The sequence below is a fragment of the Pedobacter aquatilis genome (genome assembly GCF_032678425.1).
Taxonomy (GTDB): Bacteria; Bacteroidota; Bacteroidia; order Sphingobacteriales; family Sphingobacteriaceae; genus Pedobacter; species Pedobacter aquatilis_B.
In genome coordinates, this window is record NZ_JAVTSG010000003.1 from 300,750 (window position 1) to 316,429 (window position 15,680).

At 35.9% G+C, this 15,680-nt stretch carries 15 protein-coding genes; 9 read left to right on the forward strand and 6 right to left on the reverse strand.

Going from position 1 to position 15,680, the window contains the following annotated elements; genetic code table 11:
* Window positions 1-39 precede the first annotated feature (39 nt).
* Complete coding sequence (locus R2Q16_RS11280) at window positions 40-1,155, reverse strand: PLP-dependent aspartate aminotransferase family protein (protein ID WP_316737128.1); 1,116 nt, start codon at window positions 1,153-1,155, stop codon at window positions 40-42.
* A gap of 124 nt (window positions 1,156-1,279) precedes the next feature.
* Here R2Q16_RS11280 and R2Q16_RS11285 point away from each other — a divergent pair, with 124 nt between their 5' ends.
* The 4 genes from R2Q16_RS11285 to R2Q16_RS11300 all read left to right on the forward strand — a co-directional run bounded on the left by R2Q16_RS11285 (window position 1,280) and on the right by R2Q16_RS11300 (window position 5,053).
* Window positions 1,280-1,774 (forward strand): hypothetical protein, encoded by a 495-nt coding sequence (locus R2Q16_RS11285; protein WP_316737129.1) that lies wholly within the window; start codon window positions 1,280-1,282, stop codon window positions 1,772-1,774.
* Between the two features lie 499 nt (window positions 1,775-2,273).
* Window positions 2,274-3,467 (forward strand): aminofutalosine synthase MqnE, encoded by a 1,194-nt coding sequence (gene mqnE, locus R2Q16_RS11290; protein WP_316737130.1) that lies wholly within the window; start codon window positions 2,274-2,276, stop codon window positions 3,465-3,467.
* Between the two features lie 117 nt (window positions 3,468-3,584).
* On the forward strand, window positions 3,585-4,208 hold the full coding sequence (locus R2Q16_RS11295) for a histidine phosphatase family protein (protein WP_316737131.1): 624 nt from the start codon (window positions 3,585-3,587) through the stop codon (window positions 4,206-4,208).
* A 104-nt stretch (window positions 4,209-4,312) separates the two neighbouring features.
* Window positions 4,313-5,053 (forward strand): menaquinone biosynthesis protein, encoded by a 741-nt coding sequence (locus tag R2Q16_RS11300; protein WP_316737132.1) that lies wholly within the window; start codon window positions 4,313-4,315, stop codon window positions 5,051-5,053.
* Window positions 5,054-5,089: 36 nt separating this feature from the next.
* On the opposite strand, the gene R2Q16_RS11305 is transcribed toward R2Q16_RS11300, so the two are convergent.
* The 3 genes from R2Q16_RS11305 to R2Q16_RS11315 all read right to left on the reverse strand — a co-directional run bounded on the left by R2Q16_RS11305 (window position 5,090) and on the right by R2Q16_RS11315 (window position 7,438).
* Window positions 5,090-5,404: an HPF/RaiA family ribosome-associated protein gene (locus R2Q16_RS11305; protein WP_316737133.1), complete on the reverse strand. Its 315-nt coding sequence runs from the start codon at window positions 5,402-5,404 to the stop codon at window positions 5,090-5,092.
* A 63-nt stretch (window positions 5,405-5,467) separates the two neighbouring features.
* Window positions 5,468-6,364: a helix-turn-helix transcriptional regulator gene (locus R2Q16_RS11310; protein WP_316737134.1), complete on the reverse strand. Its 897-nt coding sequence runs from the start codon at window positions 6,362-6,364 to the stop codon at window positions 5,468-5,470.
* A 69-nt stretch (window positions 6,365-6,433) separates the two neighbouring features.
* Window positions 6,434-7,438: an aldo/keto reductase gene (locus R2Q16_RS11315; RefSeq protein ID WP_316737135.1), complete on the reverse strand. Its 1,005-nt coding sequence runs from the start codon at window positions 7,436-7,438 to the stop codon at window positions 6,434-6,436.
* Between the two features lie 207 nt (window positions 7,439-7,645).
* Here R2Q16_RS11315 and R2Q16_RS11320 point away from each other — a divergent pair, with 207 nt between their 5' ends.
* Together R2Q16_RS11320 and R2Q16_RS11325 are read left to right on the forward strand one after the other, a co-directional pair.
* Complete coding sequence (locus tag R2Q16_RS11320; RefSeq protein ID WP_316737136.1) at window positions 7,646-8,290, forward strand: hypothetical protein; 645 nt, start codon at window positions 7,646-7,648, stop codon at window positions 8,288-8,290.
* 89 nt (window positions 8,291-8,379) lie between these two features.
* On the forward strand, window positions 8,380-10,311 hold the full coding sequence (locus tag R2Q16_RS11325) for a TonB-dependent receptor (protein ID WP_316737137.1): 1,932 nt from the start codon (window positions 8,380-8,382) through the stop codon (window positions 10,309-10,311).
* 4 nt (window positions 10,312-10,315) lie between these two features.
* Here the strand turns inward: R2Q16_RS11325 and nhaA are convergent, their stop codons facing one another.
* Both nhaA and R2Q16_RS11335 read right to left on the reverse strand, forming a co-directional pair.
* Window positions 10,316-11,467, reverse strand: a complete 1,152-nt coding sequence (nhaA, locus tag R2Q16_RS11330) for a Na+/H+ antiporter NhaA (protein WP_316737138.1) — start codon at window positions 11,465-11,467, stop codon at window positions 10,316-10,318.
* 150 nt (window positions 11,468-11,617) lie between these two features.
* Window positions 11,618-12,442, reverse strand: a complete 825-nt coding sequence (locus tag R2Q16_RS11335) for an ATP-binding protein (protein ID WP_316737139.1) — start codon at window positions 12,440-12,442, stop codon at window positions 11,618-11,620.
* A gap of 747 nt (window positions 12,443-13,189) precedes the next feature.
* Here R2Q16_RS11335 and R2Q16_RS11340 point away from each other — a divergent pair.
* The 3 genes from R2Q16_RS11340 to R2Q16_RS11350 all read left to right on the forward strand — a co-directional run bounded on the left by R2Q16_RS11340 (window position 13,190) and on the right by R2Q16_RS11350 (window position 15,675).
* Window positions 13,190-13,399: a hypothetical protein gene (locus R2Q16_RS11340; RefSeq protein ID WP_316737140.1), complete on the forward strand. Its 210-nt coding sequence runs from the start codon at window positions 13,190-13,192 to the stop codon at window positions 13,397-13,399.
* 127 nt (window positions 13,400-13,526) lie between these two features.
* A complete protein-coding gene (locus R2Q16_RS11345; RefSeq protein WP_316737143.1) occupies window positions 13,527-14,402 on the forward strand; it encodes a helix-turn-helix domain-containing protein in 876 nt (291 codons plus the stop codon).
* Window positions 14,403-14,484: 82 nt separating this feature from the next.
* Window positions 14,485-15,675 (forward strand): MFS transporter, encoded by a 1,191-nt coding sequence (locus R2Q16_RS11350; RefSeq protein WP_316737144.1) that lies wholly within the window; start codon window positions 14,485-14,487, stop codon window positions 15,673-15,675.
* Window positions 15,676-15,680 lie beyond the last annotated feature (5 nt).

Sequence of the window (15,680 nt, forward strand, 5' to 3'; positions counted from 1 at the left end):
TTTAAAAATTCAGGGCTTTTCTGTTTATAGTCGCTTCGATTATCCCAAAGCCTGCTCTAAATCTGCAATTATATCGTCAACGTGTTCCAATCCGACAGAAATCCGAAGTAAATTTTTTGGCGTTTTACTATCCGGTCCTTCAACAGAATAGCGGTGTTCAATTAAACTTTCCACACCACCCAAACTGGTTGCTTGTGCAAATAGCTTTACCTTATTTACAACTTTATTCGTATCATTAACATCACCTTTAACCAAAAACGACATCATTCCTCCAAAATCTCTCATTTGCTTTTTCGCAATTTCATGTTGAGGATGACTTTCTAATCCCGGGAAAAATACGGCCTCAACTTTTTGGTGATTTACCAAATACTGAGCAACTTTTTTCCCATTTTCACAATGGCCTTTCATTCGGTAAGCTAATGTTTTTATGCTTCTGCAAAGTAAAAAGCAATCAAAAGGAGATGGAACAGCGCCACCGGTTTGCTGAATATTTTTAATTTTCTCCCAAAGTTCATCTTTTTTTGCAGTAACTAAGATTCCGCCTAAAACATCACTATGGCCGCCAAGGTATTTTGTGCTGCTATGCATCACAATATCAGCGCCTAACAAAATCGGATTCTGTAAAATCGGCGACGCAAAAGTGCTGTCGCAGGCTAAAGTTATTTGATGAGCTTTAGCAATTTTAGAAATTTCTTCAATGTCTGTAACCTTTAATAATGGATTTGAAGGGGTTTCAATCCAGATAAGTTTAGTATTTGGTTTAATCGTTGATTTTATCAAACTCAAGTCCGTCTGGTCAATAAAATCGAATTCTAAAATCTCATTAAAAATAGTAAGCAATTGCTTTTTTATGCCCCAGTACATATCATCAGGCGCAATAATATGTGTACCAGGTTTTAAAGCCTGAAATAAACTTAAACCACAATTATTGCCAGAAGCGAATGCTGCAGCATCTTCCCCAAATTCGAGTTTTGCCACAGTGTTTTCTAAAGCAGACCTGTTTGGATTGCTCACGCGACTATACATATGGCCACCCGGATAACCACCATGTTCATCTCTAAAAAAAGTTGTAGATAAATTTATGGGTGGTGTAACATCTCCGCTAGTGTTTTTAACAAGATTAGAAGCGTGAATAGCAAGGGTTTCGGGTTTCATGATGATTTTTACTTTTATGCAAATAATTGCAACGCAAGTTAACAATTTGGCACTAAATTAATGTTCGTAATTGTTTTGGCAAGATTTATGTATTCAGTTTCGCAGAAATTAAATTAAACGAAAAATGAAAAGATTATTTATAGCTATCGCAATAGCATGTTCTACTTTAGTAATGTTACAAAGTTGTTCATCAACAAAAAACGCAACAACAGGTATTAATGGTGGCAGAGGTACAATTACCGGTTCTTGGGTTTTAAATAACATCACTTTAGAAGGTTTGCCAGACCAAGCGGTTCAGGGTTTATTTGGTGAGAAGTCTTATAAATGTTTTCAAGGCAGTATCTGGAGATTAACAAATAGCGGAAACGGCTCATACACTTTACCCTCATCAAGCGCTTGCGGTGCGGTAATGCAAACCATTTTTTGGTCAGCAACTCCATCAGAAGAAACATTCCAGTTTAAGAAAATTTACGAGGGCGATAAAGCTAAAAATGTAACAGAAGGTTATCGTTTAGTATTAACCCAGCTTTCTAAAGGAAGTATGGTGATGAAATCTCCAATCGAGTTTGGTGGAAAAACGGCTAACATTGTTTTAACCTTTTCGCCAGCAACTAACTAGAATTTACCTACGAAAAACATAATGCGAGAGCACTTCTGAAAAGAGGTGCTTTTTTGTTTGTATTGGTTTGCCATGGAATCATAGATACTTTAGTTATTTTTTGCCACGGAAACACGGATTTACACGGAATTTAAATGAAACGAAAATTTCCGTGTCTTTTGTGTTTCCGTGGCAATCTATTAGTGTTCTGTTATAGATTATCTGTGGTTAACAAATTTTAGTAAAATATTTTCTGTGTCTTCCGTGTTTCCGTGGCAACCTTAATTTTATGCATTTCATCACTTGGCAATAATAAATATAAAATCTGCTAATCTGTTGCAAACCAATTTGCGGTAGAATAAGAAAATACTTTCCGTATGTTCCGTGTTTCCGTGGCAACCTATTAACGTTTTCTTACAAACCAAAAATCTGTTAATCTGCGGCCACCTCATCGTTTGTTACAAGAAAATGATGTTCAAATCGCCTCAATATTGTATTTTTGTTCAAAATAAAATCAGGAATGAATACAACTGAGCAAGTTGAAAAAATATTAGCTGATACATCATTATCAACTGAACTACAAAACATAGCGCACAAAGTACTTAAACAAGAACGGATTACATTTGATGAAGGTGTTTACCTTTACGAACACGCAGAATTAGGTTACTTAGGTGTTTTAGCCAATTTTATTAGAGAAGCAAAACACGGCGACAAAACATATTTCAATCGTAATTTCCATTTAGAACCTACAAACCTTTGTGTTTACGATTGTAAATTCTGTTCATATTCTCGCTTAATCAAGCAAAAGGAAGAAGGTTGGGCATTAACAATGGAGCAAATGCTGGATATTGTTAAGAAATACGATGATGAACCAGTAACTGAGGTTCATATTGTAGGTGGTGTTTTACCGCAATACGATATGACTTTTTATGCTAATTTATTTTCTGCTATTCGTGATCATCGTCCGGATTTACATGTAAAGGCATTAACCCCGGTTGAATACCATTATATTTTCAAAAAGGCAAAAGTTGATTACGCAACTGGAATGAAACTAATGAAGGATGCAGGTTTACAATCTATGCCAGGCGGTGGCGCCGAAATCTTTCATCCTGAAGTTAGAGACCAAATTGCAAAAGATAAATGTACAGGCGAGCAGTGGTTAGCGATACATGAAGAATGGCATAAATTGGGTATGAGAAGTAATGCAACCATGCTTTATGGTCATATTGAAAAATACAGACACAGGGTTGATCACATGGAAAAACTACGTGACTTACAGGATAGAACTGGTGGTTTCCAAACTTTCATTCCTTTGAAGTTTAGAAATCAGCACAATCAAATGAGTGAAGTTGCAGAATCATCAGTAATTGAAGATTTAAGAAATTATGCAATCGCTCGCATTTACATGGATAATTTCGACCACATTAAAGCTTATTGGGCGATGATTAGTCGCGAAACAGCGCAATTATCTTTAAACTATGGTGTTGATGATATTGACGGAACATTAGACGATACCACCAAAATTTATTCGATGGCCGGTGCAGAAGAGCAAACCCCGGCAATGAGCACAAAAGAGTTGGTTAATCTGATTAAGCAGGTTGGCAGAAAGGCCATTGAACGCGATACTTTATATAATGTGGTTACCGATTTTGAAAACGTGGTTTTTGAAGAGGAGAAAAAGCCAGCCTATTATAAATTACCAGTAGTTAATTAATGATTGAATTAGTGAGTGATGGAATGAATGAATTTTGGCAAGATGCTTATTAAATTCAATCCTTCAAAACTCAGTCATTCATTAATTCTCTAACTGATCATCCAATAATTTAAAAAAATGAAGCAAATTTACATCATCCGCCATGGCGAAACAGAACTAAACAGACAAGGAATAGTACAAGGTAGGGGTATAAATTCTGATTTAAACGATACAGGTAGGGCACAAGCTGAAGCATTTTATCAAAAGTATAAAGACATCCGCTTCGATAAAATTTACACATCGGATTTAAAACGCACCTGGCAAACGGTGCAAAAGTTTATAGATGCACAATTACCTTGGGAAAAACTTTCTGGCTTAGATGAGTTGGCGTGGGGCATTTGGGAAGGGCAGCCAAATACCGAAGATTCGAGAGATGCTTTCCGTGAAATGTTGCAAGCTTGGGAACATGGCGATTACACTGCACATTTCGAAGGTGGAGAAAGCGTTCAGGATGTTTACGAACGTTTAAAACAACCCATGGAAGTTTTGTCTTCAAGACCAGAAGAAGAAACTGTTTTACTTTGTATGCATGGTAGGGCAATGCGTGTTTTCTTATGTTTGCTACTCGATAAGCCACTAAGTGAAATGACGGAGTTTCCTCATCAGAATACTGTTTTATATAAAATGGGTTTTGAAGATGGAAAGTTTACCGTTTTAGAATTTAATAGTGCGGTTCATTTAGATGGGCTTGTAATTGGATAGTTAAGTAAGGCATTACGTCATTCTGAACTTGTTTCAGAATCTTAAAGAGAGATGCTGAAATAAATTCAGCATGACGGGAGTGAGATAATAGTAAAAATAATACCTTGAATAAAATTAAAATATCGGCTGTTGAGTACACCAATACCAAAGCCTTTATATACGGAATAGAACATTCCGATATTATAAATCAAATAGATTTAAGTTTAGATATTCCTACAGAGTGTGCGGCGAAAGTAATCAGTGGAGCGGTTGATATCGGTTTGATGCCGGTTGCTGCAATTCCATTGGTGCCAAACGCAAACATAGTAGCCGATTATTGTATAGGCAGTGATGGTGCGGTAAATTCAGTTTTTATTTTTAGCAGTGTTTCTGTTGAAAATATTAAAACTTTGAGATTGGATGCACATTCACGGACGTCAAATAATCTTGCGAAGGTATTACTTAAATTTTTCTGGAAGCAAAAAGTTGAATTTACAACTGACCCATCTGCAGAAACTGATGCAATTGTTTTAATTGGCGACAGAACTTTTGGTAAGAAAGATGGTTATGCTTTTGCTTATGATTTGGGGCAGGAGTGGAAGAATTTTACAGGCTTACCTTTTATGTACGCGGCTTGGGTAGCCAATAAAGAAATTTCTCAATCATTCAAAGATGATTTTAACGCGGCATTAAAACTTGGTTTAGCACATAGAAATGAAGTTTTACAACTGCTGCCTAAAACTGATAATTTCGATTTGGAAGATTATTTGTACAATAAACTTCAGTTTGAGGTTACGGAGGACAGAAAGAAAGCACTTAAATTATTTTTAGGATATATTGAAGAACTTGAAAAGGAAGTCGTGTAAAAAAGAAAGGCAATCTATTTAGATTGCCTTTCTTTTTTAATGAGCTTTTAGCTTTCCTGCTATTGTTTCTAATTTACTTTTTAGCTTGCTTAAAGCACCTGCAATCGCTAAATCGTAATTATTGCCGAGATTGGTTACTGCAATTGGTTCTTTCCCTGAAATCCTGGCCTCCAATAAACAACGCTTATCTTCCAAACCATCTTTACTACCATTTTCATCCGATAAATGAACTTCCAAACGGGTTATTAAATCACTAAAACGATTCAAAGATTCGGTTATCTGCGCTTGTATTTTGTCTTCGTATTCCTGATGTATGGTTAAGTTTTTGTCGGTATTCAGTTGAATCGTCATAATATAAAATTTAAGGTTAAATAATATTATGATAACAGTCAGAATCGATAAACGTTTTAGTTTTTAGTTAAATGATTGTCTAAATTCTACAGGCGACATATCCGTTTTCTTTTTAAAAAGCGTACTGAAAGATTGCGCATGCTCAAAGCCCAAATTGTATGCAATCTCGCTCACAGATAAATTTGTAGTCGAGAGTTGCTCTTTTGCCTTTTCTATCAATTTTTCGTGGATATGCTGTTGTGTATTCTGCCCGGTGTGTACACGCAATAAATCGCTCAAGTAATTTGGCGATAAATTCATATGTTCGGCAATTAATTTAACGGTAAGTAAACCTTTATCAGCCGCTTCTTTATTCGTAAAATAATTATCTACAAACTGCTCAAAACGTATTAAAATCTGGTGGTTATTATTTTTTCTGGTGATGAATTGTCGCTCGTAAAATCGTTTTGAATAATTAAGGAGTAATTCCAGTTGCGCTATAATAATCTCTTGTGTATGGCGGTCGATGTGTTTGCATTCCTCATTAATCTTTTTCAAAATATTGATGAGGTTATCTTCTTCATCGGCAGAAAGGTGCAACGCTTCATTTACAGCATAATCGAAAAAGCCATAGTTATTTATTGTTGCAGCAAGCGAATGTTTCAACAAGAAATCCGGATGAAAGATAAGCAGGTAACCTGAACCACACTCCATAGTCTGCAAATCGAGATACTGAACCTGATTTGGCGCGGTGAAACTCAATACACCCTTATCATAATCATAATGTTGCTGCCCGTATTTAATTTTTCCCGTAGCTTCTCTTTTTAAAGCGATACAGTAAAAGCGATTTACAAAACCTTTCCAAACTTCATCTTCTAAAAAAATGGTTTCTTTAAGGTTGATAACACTTATTAGTGGATGTAAAGGCTCTGAAAGAGAAAGGAGGCGGTGGAATTCTGAAATGGATTTGATTGAATTCATTTTACAAAATTAGATATATAGTAATAAAATAGCGACTGTATTTCAAGCGAATACAGCCGCTTTAAAACTTTAATCAATTAAACCCATGCTAAATTCATCGTAGGGCTTTCCGGTGTCTGTGCCTAAAGGAACTACACTTTCAATTTTAGACAATTCACTTTCTGTTAGATGTATTTTAGTGGCTTCAATATTTTGTTCCAGATATTTTCTTCTTTTAGTTCCCGGTATAGGCAGAAAGCCCTTACTCATAATCCAGGCAAGTGCAAGTTGAGAAGAAGTTACATTTTTTTCAGCAGCCAGCGATTCTATTGCCTCTACTAATTCTATATTTTTATAGAAATAATCTTCCTGAAAACGTGGTATCGCTCTACGGAAATCATCTACAGGCAAATCATCAATGCTTCTAATCTCGCCAGTTAAAAAACCTCGTCCCAATGGAGAATAAGCTACAAAACCAATGCCTAGTTCTTTTAATGAATTTAATACACCGCGTTCTTCTACCGTACGTTCAAATAATGAATATTCACTCTGTACCGCAGTTATCGGATGGATATTATTCGCTCTGGTAACCGTTTCTGATGAAACTTCTGATAAACCAATGTAACCAATTTTGCCTTCTTTAACCAAATCTGCCATGGCTTCAACAGTTTCTTCGATTGGTGTATTTTTATCCAATCGATGCATATAATATAAATCGATATAATCTGTATTCAGATTTTTGAGCGAACGTTCAATTGATTTTTTTACATATTCCTTCTTTCCGTTAATGGCCCAGGTTACCTTATCATTATCATCAATTTCCCATCCAAATTTGGATGCAATAATGTATTTATCTCTATTGCCATGTATAGCTTTGGCTATTAATTGTTCATTCTTGAACGGACCATAGAGATCAGCTGTATCTAAAAAATTACCTCCCAATTCTAAAGAGCGATGTATGGTTGCAATGGCTTCTTTTTCATCTGCCTTGCCATACATATTTCCATCCTGAAATCCGGTCATACCCATACAACCTAAACCAATGCCTGGAACCTCCAAACCTTGATTTCCTAATTTTATTTTATCTATTTCCATCTTATTAATATTATAAAACAAAGTTATTTTGATTGGGTTTTGCGCTTGTAATCAAAGCCCCGAAAGTTGTAATCGAAACAAGGATAAATTAAATTTTATTGTTGAATTTAAATTTGTAACGGCTTTTTTTTTAGTTTGTTGGTAATGTAAATCGGTTTAGTTATCTTGGTAATAGCATTTATTTCGTAACCATCTATTCCTATCTATATGAAATTTAACGTAATCACCCGATTCACTTATTTGCTGTTGTTTGTTTGCTCTTCCATAATTATTACTGCTTTTAGAGAAGATAACGACCCATTTCTAACCTTACTTGATAAATTAAATACCTTAAGCAGTAGCAATGCACACGAAAAAATTCATCTTCACCTGGATAAGCCTAATTACCGTTCTGGAGATGATATTTGGTTAAAGGGTTATTTAATCCATTCCAAAACAAATGCACCCTCTGATTTAAGCAAGGTCATGTATGTTGAACTGATTAACGACCATAACAAAGTGGCCCACCGTTTAACGTTGCCCGTTATTGGCGGTTTAGCCTGGGGAAATATATCCATTCCTGATAGCCTTGACAAAGGTAATTACACCATCAGGGCATACACGAATTATATGCGCAATTTTGGCGAAGATTCTTTTTTTGGTAAAGCCATTAAAATCACAAAGCCCTTAACAGATAATGTTTTAACCAGTACCCAATATCGTTTTAAAGGCGATAGTGTGATTTCCAAAATCAAGATTACAGATGTGCAGGGTAAGCGTTATGAAAACCAGGAGATAAACTACAGTATATACTTAATGCCGAAAAAATATCTGAACGAGGTAAAGCCAAAACCAACGCTAATGGCGAAATAGAAATTGCCTTCAAAGAAAACGGCAAACTTGGGGTTAACGATAGAATAAGTATTTCTTTTTCTAATGATGATAAGCAAAAGATTGAAAAAATGATTCCGGTTTTTTCCAACTCAAAAAATACCGATGTTCAGTTTTTAGCAGAGGGTGGCACTTTGATAGAAGATGTTGCTCAAAAGATAGCTTTTAAGGCGGTGAGTGCAAATGGGAGAGGGGAAAATATTTCAGGTACAATTGTCGATGAATCTGGAAGCACTATCACCCGTTTTTCCAGCAGCCACCTTGGTATGGGGAACTTCATTACAAATGTTCAGCCGGGCAAAACTTACAAGGCAAAGGTTAAGTTTGCTGATGGCTCTGAAAAGGAATTCGCCTTACCGCAAGCTCAAAAATCAGGTTATGCACTATCTGTAGATAATTCTGATAAAGTTAAGATAAAGGTGCTTGCAAGTGCAGACAAAGTTGGGCAGGGTGAACTTAAAATTGTTGCTCAGCAAAACGGCAGTACCTGCTATGTGTCGAGGGTTAAAATGAGCCAGCAATATTTAACAATTCCAATCGATAAAAAACAATTGCCTACCGGAATTGTGCAGTTTACGCTTTTCTCTGAGGATAATAGCCCGATAGCGGAGCGCATTATTTTTAATAAAAACCACGACAAGAATTTTGATTTAATGCTCGATACGGTTTCAGTATCAAAAGTTAAAAAAGGCAAATCCGTATTTAAAGTTTCAGCAGACAGGGACGGTGAGGCGATTGTTGGTAATCTTTCGGTATCGGTTAGCCAGATAGATAAAACAGGTGTAAACGAATCGAACGAGAGCCATATTTTCTCGAGCTTACTTTTAACATCAGAGTTGAAAGGCTACATTGAAAAACCAAATTATTATTTTTCTGCTGATGATACAAAAACCAACCAGAACCTGGATAATTTAATGCTCACCAATGGTTGGCGCAGGTTTTTGTGGAACGATGTTAATGGCAACAATCAACCACCCTTAAAATACCTGCCCGAAACCGGTATTAGCATAAACGGCATTGTTAAATCCAGGAACAAACCTTTTGAGCAGGCTAAGGTTGGCTTAATTAGCAAGGTAAACGGTGGTATTTACATGGATACGGTTAGTAATGCAAGCGGTCGTTTTAGCTTTAATAACCTTTTTTTTGCCGATAGCAGTTTATTTACCCTTCAGGCAAAATCAGATAAGGTTAAAGATTTAGATATAGAGCTTGAACCGAGGTTTGCGAATGTAAGCAATACAGGTAGAACCAAAGCCGATTTTGATACAGATTTAGATGTTTCCTTATTAACGGTTAATGCTGCAAATGATAACTATTACCAGGAAATGAAGCGACTTGGGATTAAGGAAGAGGGCTTAAGGTTAAAAGATATAACCATAAAACAAAGCAGAAAAAAGGTTCTTGAATCTGCAAACTTGAATGGAGCAGGAAACGCAGATAGAATACTTACCAGTGAAGACCTTAAATTTACATCAGGAAATTTGATAAATGATATCTATAATAGGCTACATTTAAAAACTGTGGCACAAAGATTTGGAAATCCATTGTATGTAATTGACGGCAATTCAGGTCTTGATCCAAGCATCGTTAGTGGCATTGATCCATCAGATGTTGAAACGGTAGAAGTGTTAATAAACGTAAGCCGAACGGCCGCTTACGGAATAAGGGGATCTGGAGGTGTAATTATTATCACTACAAAAAAAGGAAATGGATTGGTTGCAGCTAAAAACTATCAACCCGATGGTTTAAAAAATATCCAGTTTAACGGTTATAGTTCTTCAAAAGAATTTTACGCACCACAGTATGCATCAGCAACAGACGATAATCAACAAGATTTTCGCAGCACGATATACTGGAATCCACTAGTGGTAACCAATGAAAAAGGCACTGCTTCATTTGAGTTTTACAATGCACAGGAAGCCGGAACTTATCGGATGCTTATTGAAGGTGTAGATCTAGAAGGCAATTTAGCCAGGAAAGTATTTAATTACGAGGTGAAATAATCTTTTAAGATTTAACTGCCTTTAAAAATGCAAAGCCAATAATTCCGGATAATATGGATGCGGTTAATATTGCAAATTTGGCTTCTGCGATGTGTAATGCATCATCAAAAGATAATATTGCAATAAATATAGACATGGTAAAACCGATGCCCGCCAACATGGACAATCCGAGGACATGTTTCCAGTTTGTTCCTGTTGGCAATGCTGCCCATTTTAACTTTACAGCCAACCAGCTAAAGCCAGTTACACCCACAGTTTTACCGATGAATAAACCGCCAATAATTCCAAGGCCTAATGAAGAAGTTAAGCCACTGAACATATTTTGTTCAATCGTAATATTGGTATTAGCTAAAGCAAAAACGGGCATTATCAGATAATTAACTGGAATTGTCAAAGCGTGCTCCAATTTCTCTAACGGGGATTCTAAATCCGTTTCATTAGTTGGAATTGCAAAGGCAAGCAATACGCCAGCAATTGTGGCATGGATACCTGAATGGTGAATAAAATACCACAAAAATATACCTGGAATTAAATAGAAAAGTAAGTTTTTTACACCAAAGTAATTCATCAGCGTTAGTAAAACCATTATGCCTGCAGCAAATGCTAAATATTCGAAGTGTATTTGGTTTGTATAAAATATTGCAATGACCAGAATTGCGCCTAAATCATCTACAATAGCCAATGCAGCCAGAAATATTTTTAAACTTGGGGGTACATTTTTGCCGAGCATAGCGATAATTGCCAAAGCAAAGGCAATATCTGTCGCCATTGGAATACCCCAACCATTTGAAGTGTCTGAGTTTTTGTTTAAAAGGGCATAGATTAATGCAGGCACTATCATTCCGCCCAGCGCAGCAATTACTGGTAAAGCCGCATTTTTTATAGAAGATAATTCACCTTCAATCAGTTCTCTTTTAATCTCCAGTCCAACCAATAAAAAGAAAACGGCCATTAAGCCATCATTTATCCATGCAAGAATACTGTAACGTGCAATGTCGAAACCGATTTGAGTGGCTAAAAAATGCTCAAAGCTATCTTTTGCAAATGAATTAGCAATCATTAAAGAAATCCCAACACAAAGTAAAAGAATGAGACCGCCTATTTGTCCGGATTTAAAAAAGCGTTTGAATATTTCCAGATTGATGTTTTTTCCCATTGCGGTAAAAATAACAAAACAGCGGATAAAAGATTAGTTTAGCCTTTTAATTTCAACAATATTAATGTCTTTTAATTCAACATGCAATCAATTTAACGACCATCATGCCTTTATCTACCAATGGGCTATGAATCTAATACGGGATTTAGGTTACTTTTTTAACTCGTAAGCAATAACCGAATTAGCATTAAAAGTTGGAACGTAAATTATGTTATTTTTAAGGTCGATTCCAATGTCAGCAGTATTCATTTTGCCTTGAACATCAAGTAATTTGGTTTTGGTTCCATCTTTAGTAATGTGGTAAATAATGCCCGACCAGCAAGAAGCAATAAAACTTCCATCATTTAAAATTTCTAGTCCATCACCAGATTTTTCCAGTCCTGTTGCAATTACTGTTTTTTCTTTTTTAGCATTAAACTTTACCAGTTGTGTCCCGGCCAAAACATAAAGCTCATTTTTATAATATTTTAAACCATTCGGACTGCTTACATTTTCCATATAAAGCGTAGCCTTTCCGTTTTTAATCTGATAAATCTTGCCTGTTCTGGTATCAGAAACATAAACATTCCCATTGCCATCAATTGTAATATCATTCAAGAAAACAGCACCCTCAATTGTTACTTTACTTATGATTTTACCTGTTGAAGTATTTATTGCAATTACTTTATCTATATCGGCAACGTAAAGTTTGTCTTTAAAAATGCCTAAACCTTTTGGCGCATCTAAACCTGTAACCCAATCAGCCTTTTTAATGCTCCCGTCTATATTCAAAAGCGCAATACCACCTTTTCCATCTTTCTTTGCAGCTTCTCCATCAATAAGAGAAACGTAGAGCATTTTATTTTTCGCTTGATAAAGCACCGATTCAGGGGTAGTTAAATTTTGATTGGCTTCCCATTTTTTAGTAAGGCCAGGATTTTGAGCATTGCAAAGGCTAGCGATGGATGCAAATAATACAATCAGTATGTTTTTCATTTGTTAGATAGATTGAGCTGAAATTAATTAAATAATGTGGCAATTGCCGAAAAAAGCCGAAGACAGGGCTTCGGCTTTAGTTTTAATTCTCATGCTTGCTGTTTGGTTTAACAAGTGCGATTAAAATGCCAAGGCTGGTAATCATGGTTAGTACGCCGGCGAATAGGTTAAATTTCTCTGACATTTTTTTTAGTTTAGTTTCTGAAAATTATAACTATTTTGTTACAAAGTCAATATCGAGAAAAAATAATTCATACTCCTTATGGTTGTTTTATCCTTATCATCTTTCTTTGATGGTTTTTTAATTTTGTTGTTTCTTTCATATTGATTTTGTGGATTATTAACATTGTTAATTACGATGCCTCGCTTAAGAAACAAATATAGTTCGAAAATAATACCAATGAGCCAATTTAGATTGGCCTGGCTTGATTTGGCCGAATGTTGTCGGTAATGCATTTTAATTTCTAAATCAATACAAGCAAGGTTTTTTGTATAAGGAGGATGCACTTTGTTCGGAGCTCCTTCGAAGCTTGTTCGAAAAAAGTACCTGTTTTTCGAAGAAGTCTCGAACAAGGTCCCTACAAGGTGCAACAAAGCCTATACGATGGAACCTGAAAATCTTTAGCTTTTTATTAGCTATTGAACTATATGATTGGCTATGTTTTTCGTCTTATCTAAGGCATCCCTTTAAACTCAACCAGCACTTTTATAGGTTTCACCATGCTATTTTTAACTCATCTGTTAAGTATGAAATATTGGGTTCATAGTTATGCTCTAGCCGTGTCCTATTGCGTTGCTATCCGATTAATATCCGATAGTACTATAGTTAAACTGCGTTCTATCGGAACTGCAAGCAATACCCAAGCAGTAAGCATTAGCTTATGGATAGGTAATAAGGTTAGGATGGATGATGAGTCAATGGCAATTGCGGAGGTTAAAAATTCGCTTTACTTTTAATTTGAGATGCCTTTTCAAAACATGTCGAATAGCAGAACTATTAAAAGCTTTCTTTTTTAGATAGCTTTTTTAATTTAATTTCTATGAAATTCAATTTCATTAAGTTTGAATTTCTTAATTTTGAAAAATGGAAAAGATTGCAAGAGTTGTTTCGGAATTTAATAATGAACTAAAACTTCAGGGATTTAAGGCGTTTCAGATTGAACAAGACAGTGGTGATACTCGTACATACAGCAGAAAAGAATTCTATAAAATCTGTCTGACCACTGGTAGAAGCAAGATTCATTATTCAGATAAAACTTTTGAACAGGAAGGAACCATTCTCTTTTTCGGAAACCCGCATATTCCGTATTCCTGGGAAACAATCTCAACAACTTACGTTGGTTATACCATTCTTTTTTCGGAAGATTTCTTTAAAAATTCTGAACGTTCGGAGAGTTTACAGCAATCTTCATTCTTTAAAATTGGCGGAACACCGGTTTTGAAAATCACTGAAGAACAGAGAACTTTTCTCAATACGATTTTCCAAAAAATGATTGCGGAACAGGAAAGTGATTATGTGTATAAAGATGAATTGATTAGAAACTACATCAGTTTAATTATTCACGAATCTTTAAAGCTCGAACCCGAAGAAAATTTCGAACAAAATAAAAATGCTTCTTCCAGATTAGCTTCAGTTTTCCTAGAACTATTGGAAAGGCAGTTCCCAATTGAGACGACTGACACACCTTTAAAATTGAAAACTGCGCAAAATTACGCTCAATATCTGAACGTTCACATTAATTATCTGAATCGTGCTGTAAAGGAAATCACCGGAAAATCTACCACTACGCACATTACTGAGCGCATCATCACAGAAGCAAAAGCACTGTTGCAACATACAGACTGGAGCATTTCCGAAATTGCTTATTCACTTGGGTTCGATTATCCAACATACTTTAATAATTTTTTCAAAAAACAGACAGAAACCAATCCGAAGGCTTTTCGTTTAGTGGAAGTTTGAATTTCTTAACTTTTGGTTTGATAATCGTTATAATCTAAAAGCTATCCGAAAGTAACTTTGCTCCATAATTAGGAGCGGTTATATGGAAAGTAAAAACAGCGGAATTGGAATTAAGAAAATGGCTTATGCAGGTTGTCTGGGCGCAGTAAGTATCATCAGTACCGAGTTTGGAATTATCGGCGTTTTACCACAAGTCGCTTCGTACTATAATATCGGGATTGATACCGCAGGCTTATTACTGAGTGCGTTTGCATTAACAATCTTCCTCATAGGGCCATTTCTCGTTCTTTTAACTGCTGGAATCGATAAAAAAAAGATGATGCTTTGGGCAATTTCTCTTTTTCTGATTTCTAATATTATTTCTGCATTTGCACCACCTTTCTGGCTTTTAGTCGTATTTCGAATTTTCCCGGCAATCTTACAACCTGTATTTTTCTCAGCAGCAGTTGGAACAATTATCCGTTCTGCATCAAAAGAAGAACAACATAAATTAATGGGGGTTGTAATCGGCGGAATTGCATTGGCACAAGTAACCGTCATTCCATTTTCAACCTATATGTCGAGTCTTTACGGTTGGCAAATCAGTTTTGTAATTCAGGGAATTATTTCACTCCTAGCGCTGGCTGGTATTTTTACCTTCATTCCATCGATGCCGGTAAAAGAAAAACTATCCTATGGAAGCCAGTTGTTAATTCTAAAAAAGCCTCGGTTCATTATCAGTATTGTATTCAACGTACTGTTGATTTCGGCCTGGTTTTCAACCTACAGTTATTTTGCAGATTATTTGGGAAAGGTGAAAATGATGAGCGGACAACAAGTAAGTTATATGCTCTTACTTTTCGGCATAGCCGGAGTTGTATCCAATTGGTTAGCGGGAAGATTGTTATCTAAAAATATTGTGCTCACCACCGCATTCTTTTTATTGGGAACTATATTATTACCAGTGATTTTACAGGTCTCGGGTGAAAATTTTTATGTACAGCTTTTTGTTGTCGGAATTTGGGGGATGATGTACGGCCCGGCATTTTTAACTGCCATTTCTTATATGATTGACGCCGCACCGGAAGCACCGGAATTCGCCAACAGCCTTCAGTCATCATTCGGAAATCTGGGTGTTTCAACAGGAACCATTGTTGGTGGATGGTTTATTGCAAATATTGGAATTTCCTCCATTCCATGGGTGGGAGCCGGCTTTGGGATATTAGCAGTTTTAACGATGCTAACCAGGGCAATATTTGATAAACGAGTTGAACTAAAAACCGCGACAACATAATCGTA

Coding starts and splice junctions, on each gene's coding strand:
- R2Q16_RS11280 (WP_316737128.1), bottom strand. CDS start 1,155: ATGAAACCCGAAACCCTTGCTATTCACGCTTCTAATCTTGTTAAAAAC.
- R2Q16_RS11285 (WP_316737129.1), top strand. CDS start 1,280: ATGAAAAGATTATTTATAGCTATCGCAATAGCATGTTCTACTTTAGTA.
- mqnE (WP_316737130.1), top strand. CDS start 2,274: ATGAATACAACTGAGCAAGTTGAAAAAATATTAGCTGATACATCATTA.
- R2Q16_RS11295 (WP_316737131.1), top strand. CDS start 3,585: ATGAAGCAAATTTACATCATCCGCCATGGCGAAACAGAACTAAACAGA.
- R2Q16_RS11305 (WP_316737133.1), bottom strand. CDS start 5,404: ATGACGATTCAACTGAATACCGACAAAAACTTAACCATACATCAGGAA.
- R2Q16_RS11310 (WP_316737134.1), bottom strand. CDS start 6,364: ATGAATTCAATCAAATCCATTTCAGAATTCCACCGCCTCCTTTCTCTT.
- R2Q16_RS11315 (WP_316737135.1), bottom strand. CDS start 7,438: ATGGAAATAGATAAAATAAAATTAGGAAATCAAGGTTTGGAGGTTCCA.
- R2Q16_RS11320 (WP_316737136.1), top strand. CDS start 7,646: ATGAAATTTAACGTAATCACCCGATTCACTTATTTGCTGTTGTTTGTT.
- R2Q16_RS11325 (WP_316737137.1), top strand. CDS start 8,380: ATGATTCCGGTTTTTTCCAACTCAAAAAATACCGATGTTCAGTTTTTA.
- nhaA (WP_316737138.1), bottom strand. CDS start 11,467: ATGGGAAAAAACATCAATCTGGAAATATTCAAACGCTTTTTTAAATCC.
- R2Q16_RS11335 (WP_316737139.1), bottom strand. CDS start 12,442: ATGAAAAACATACTGATTGTATTATTTGCATCCATCGCTAGCCTTTGC.
- R2Q16_RS11340 (WP_316737140.1), top strand. CDS start 13,190: ATGAAATATTGGGTTCATAGTTATGCTCTAGCCGTGTCCTATTGCGTT.
- R2Q16_RS11345 (WP_316737143.1), top strand. CDS start 13,527: ATGGAAAAGATTGCAAGAGTTGTTTCGGAATTTAATAATGAACTAAAA.
- R2Q16_RS11350 (WP_316737144.1), top strand. CDS start 14,485: ATGGAAAGTAAAAACAGCGGAATTGGAATTAAGAAAATGGCTTATGCA.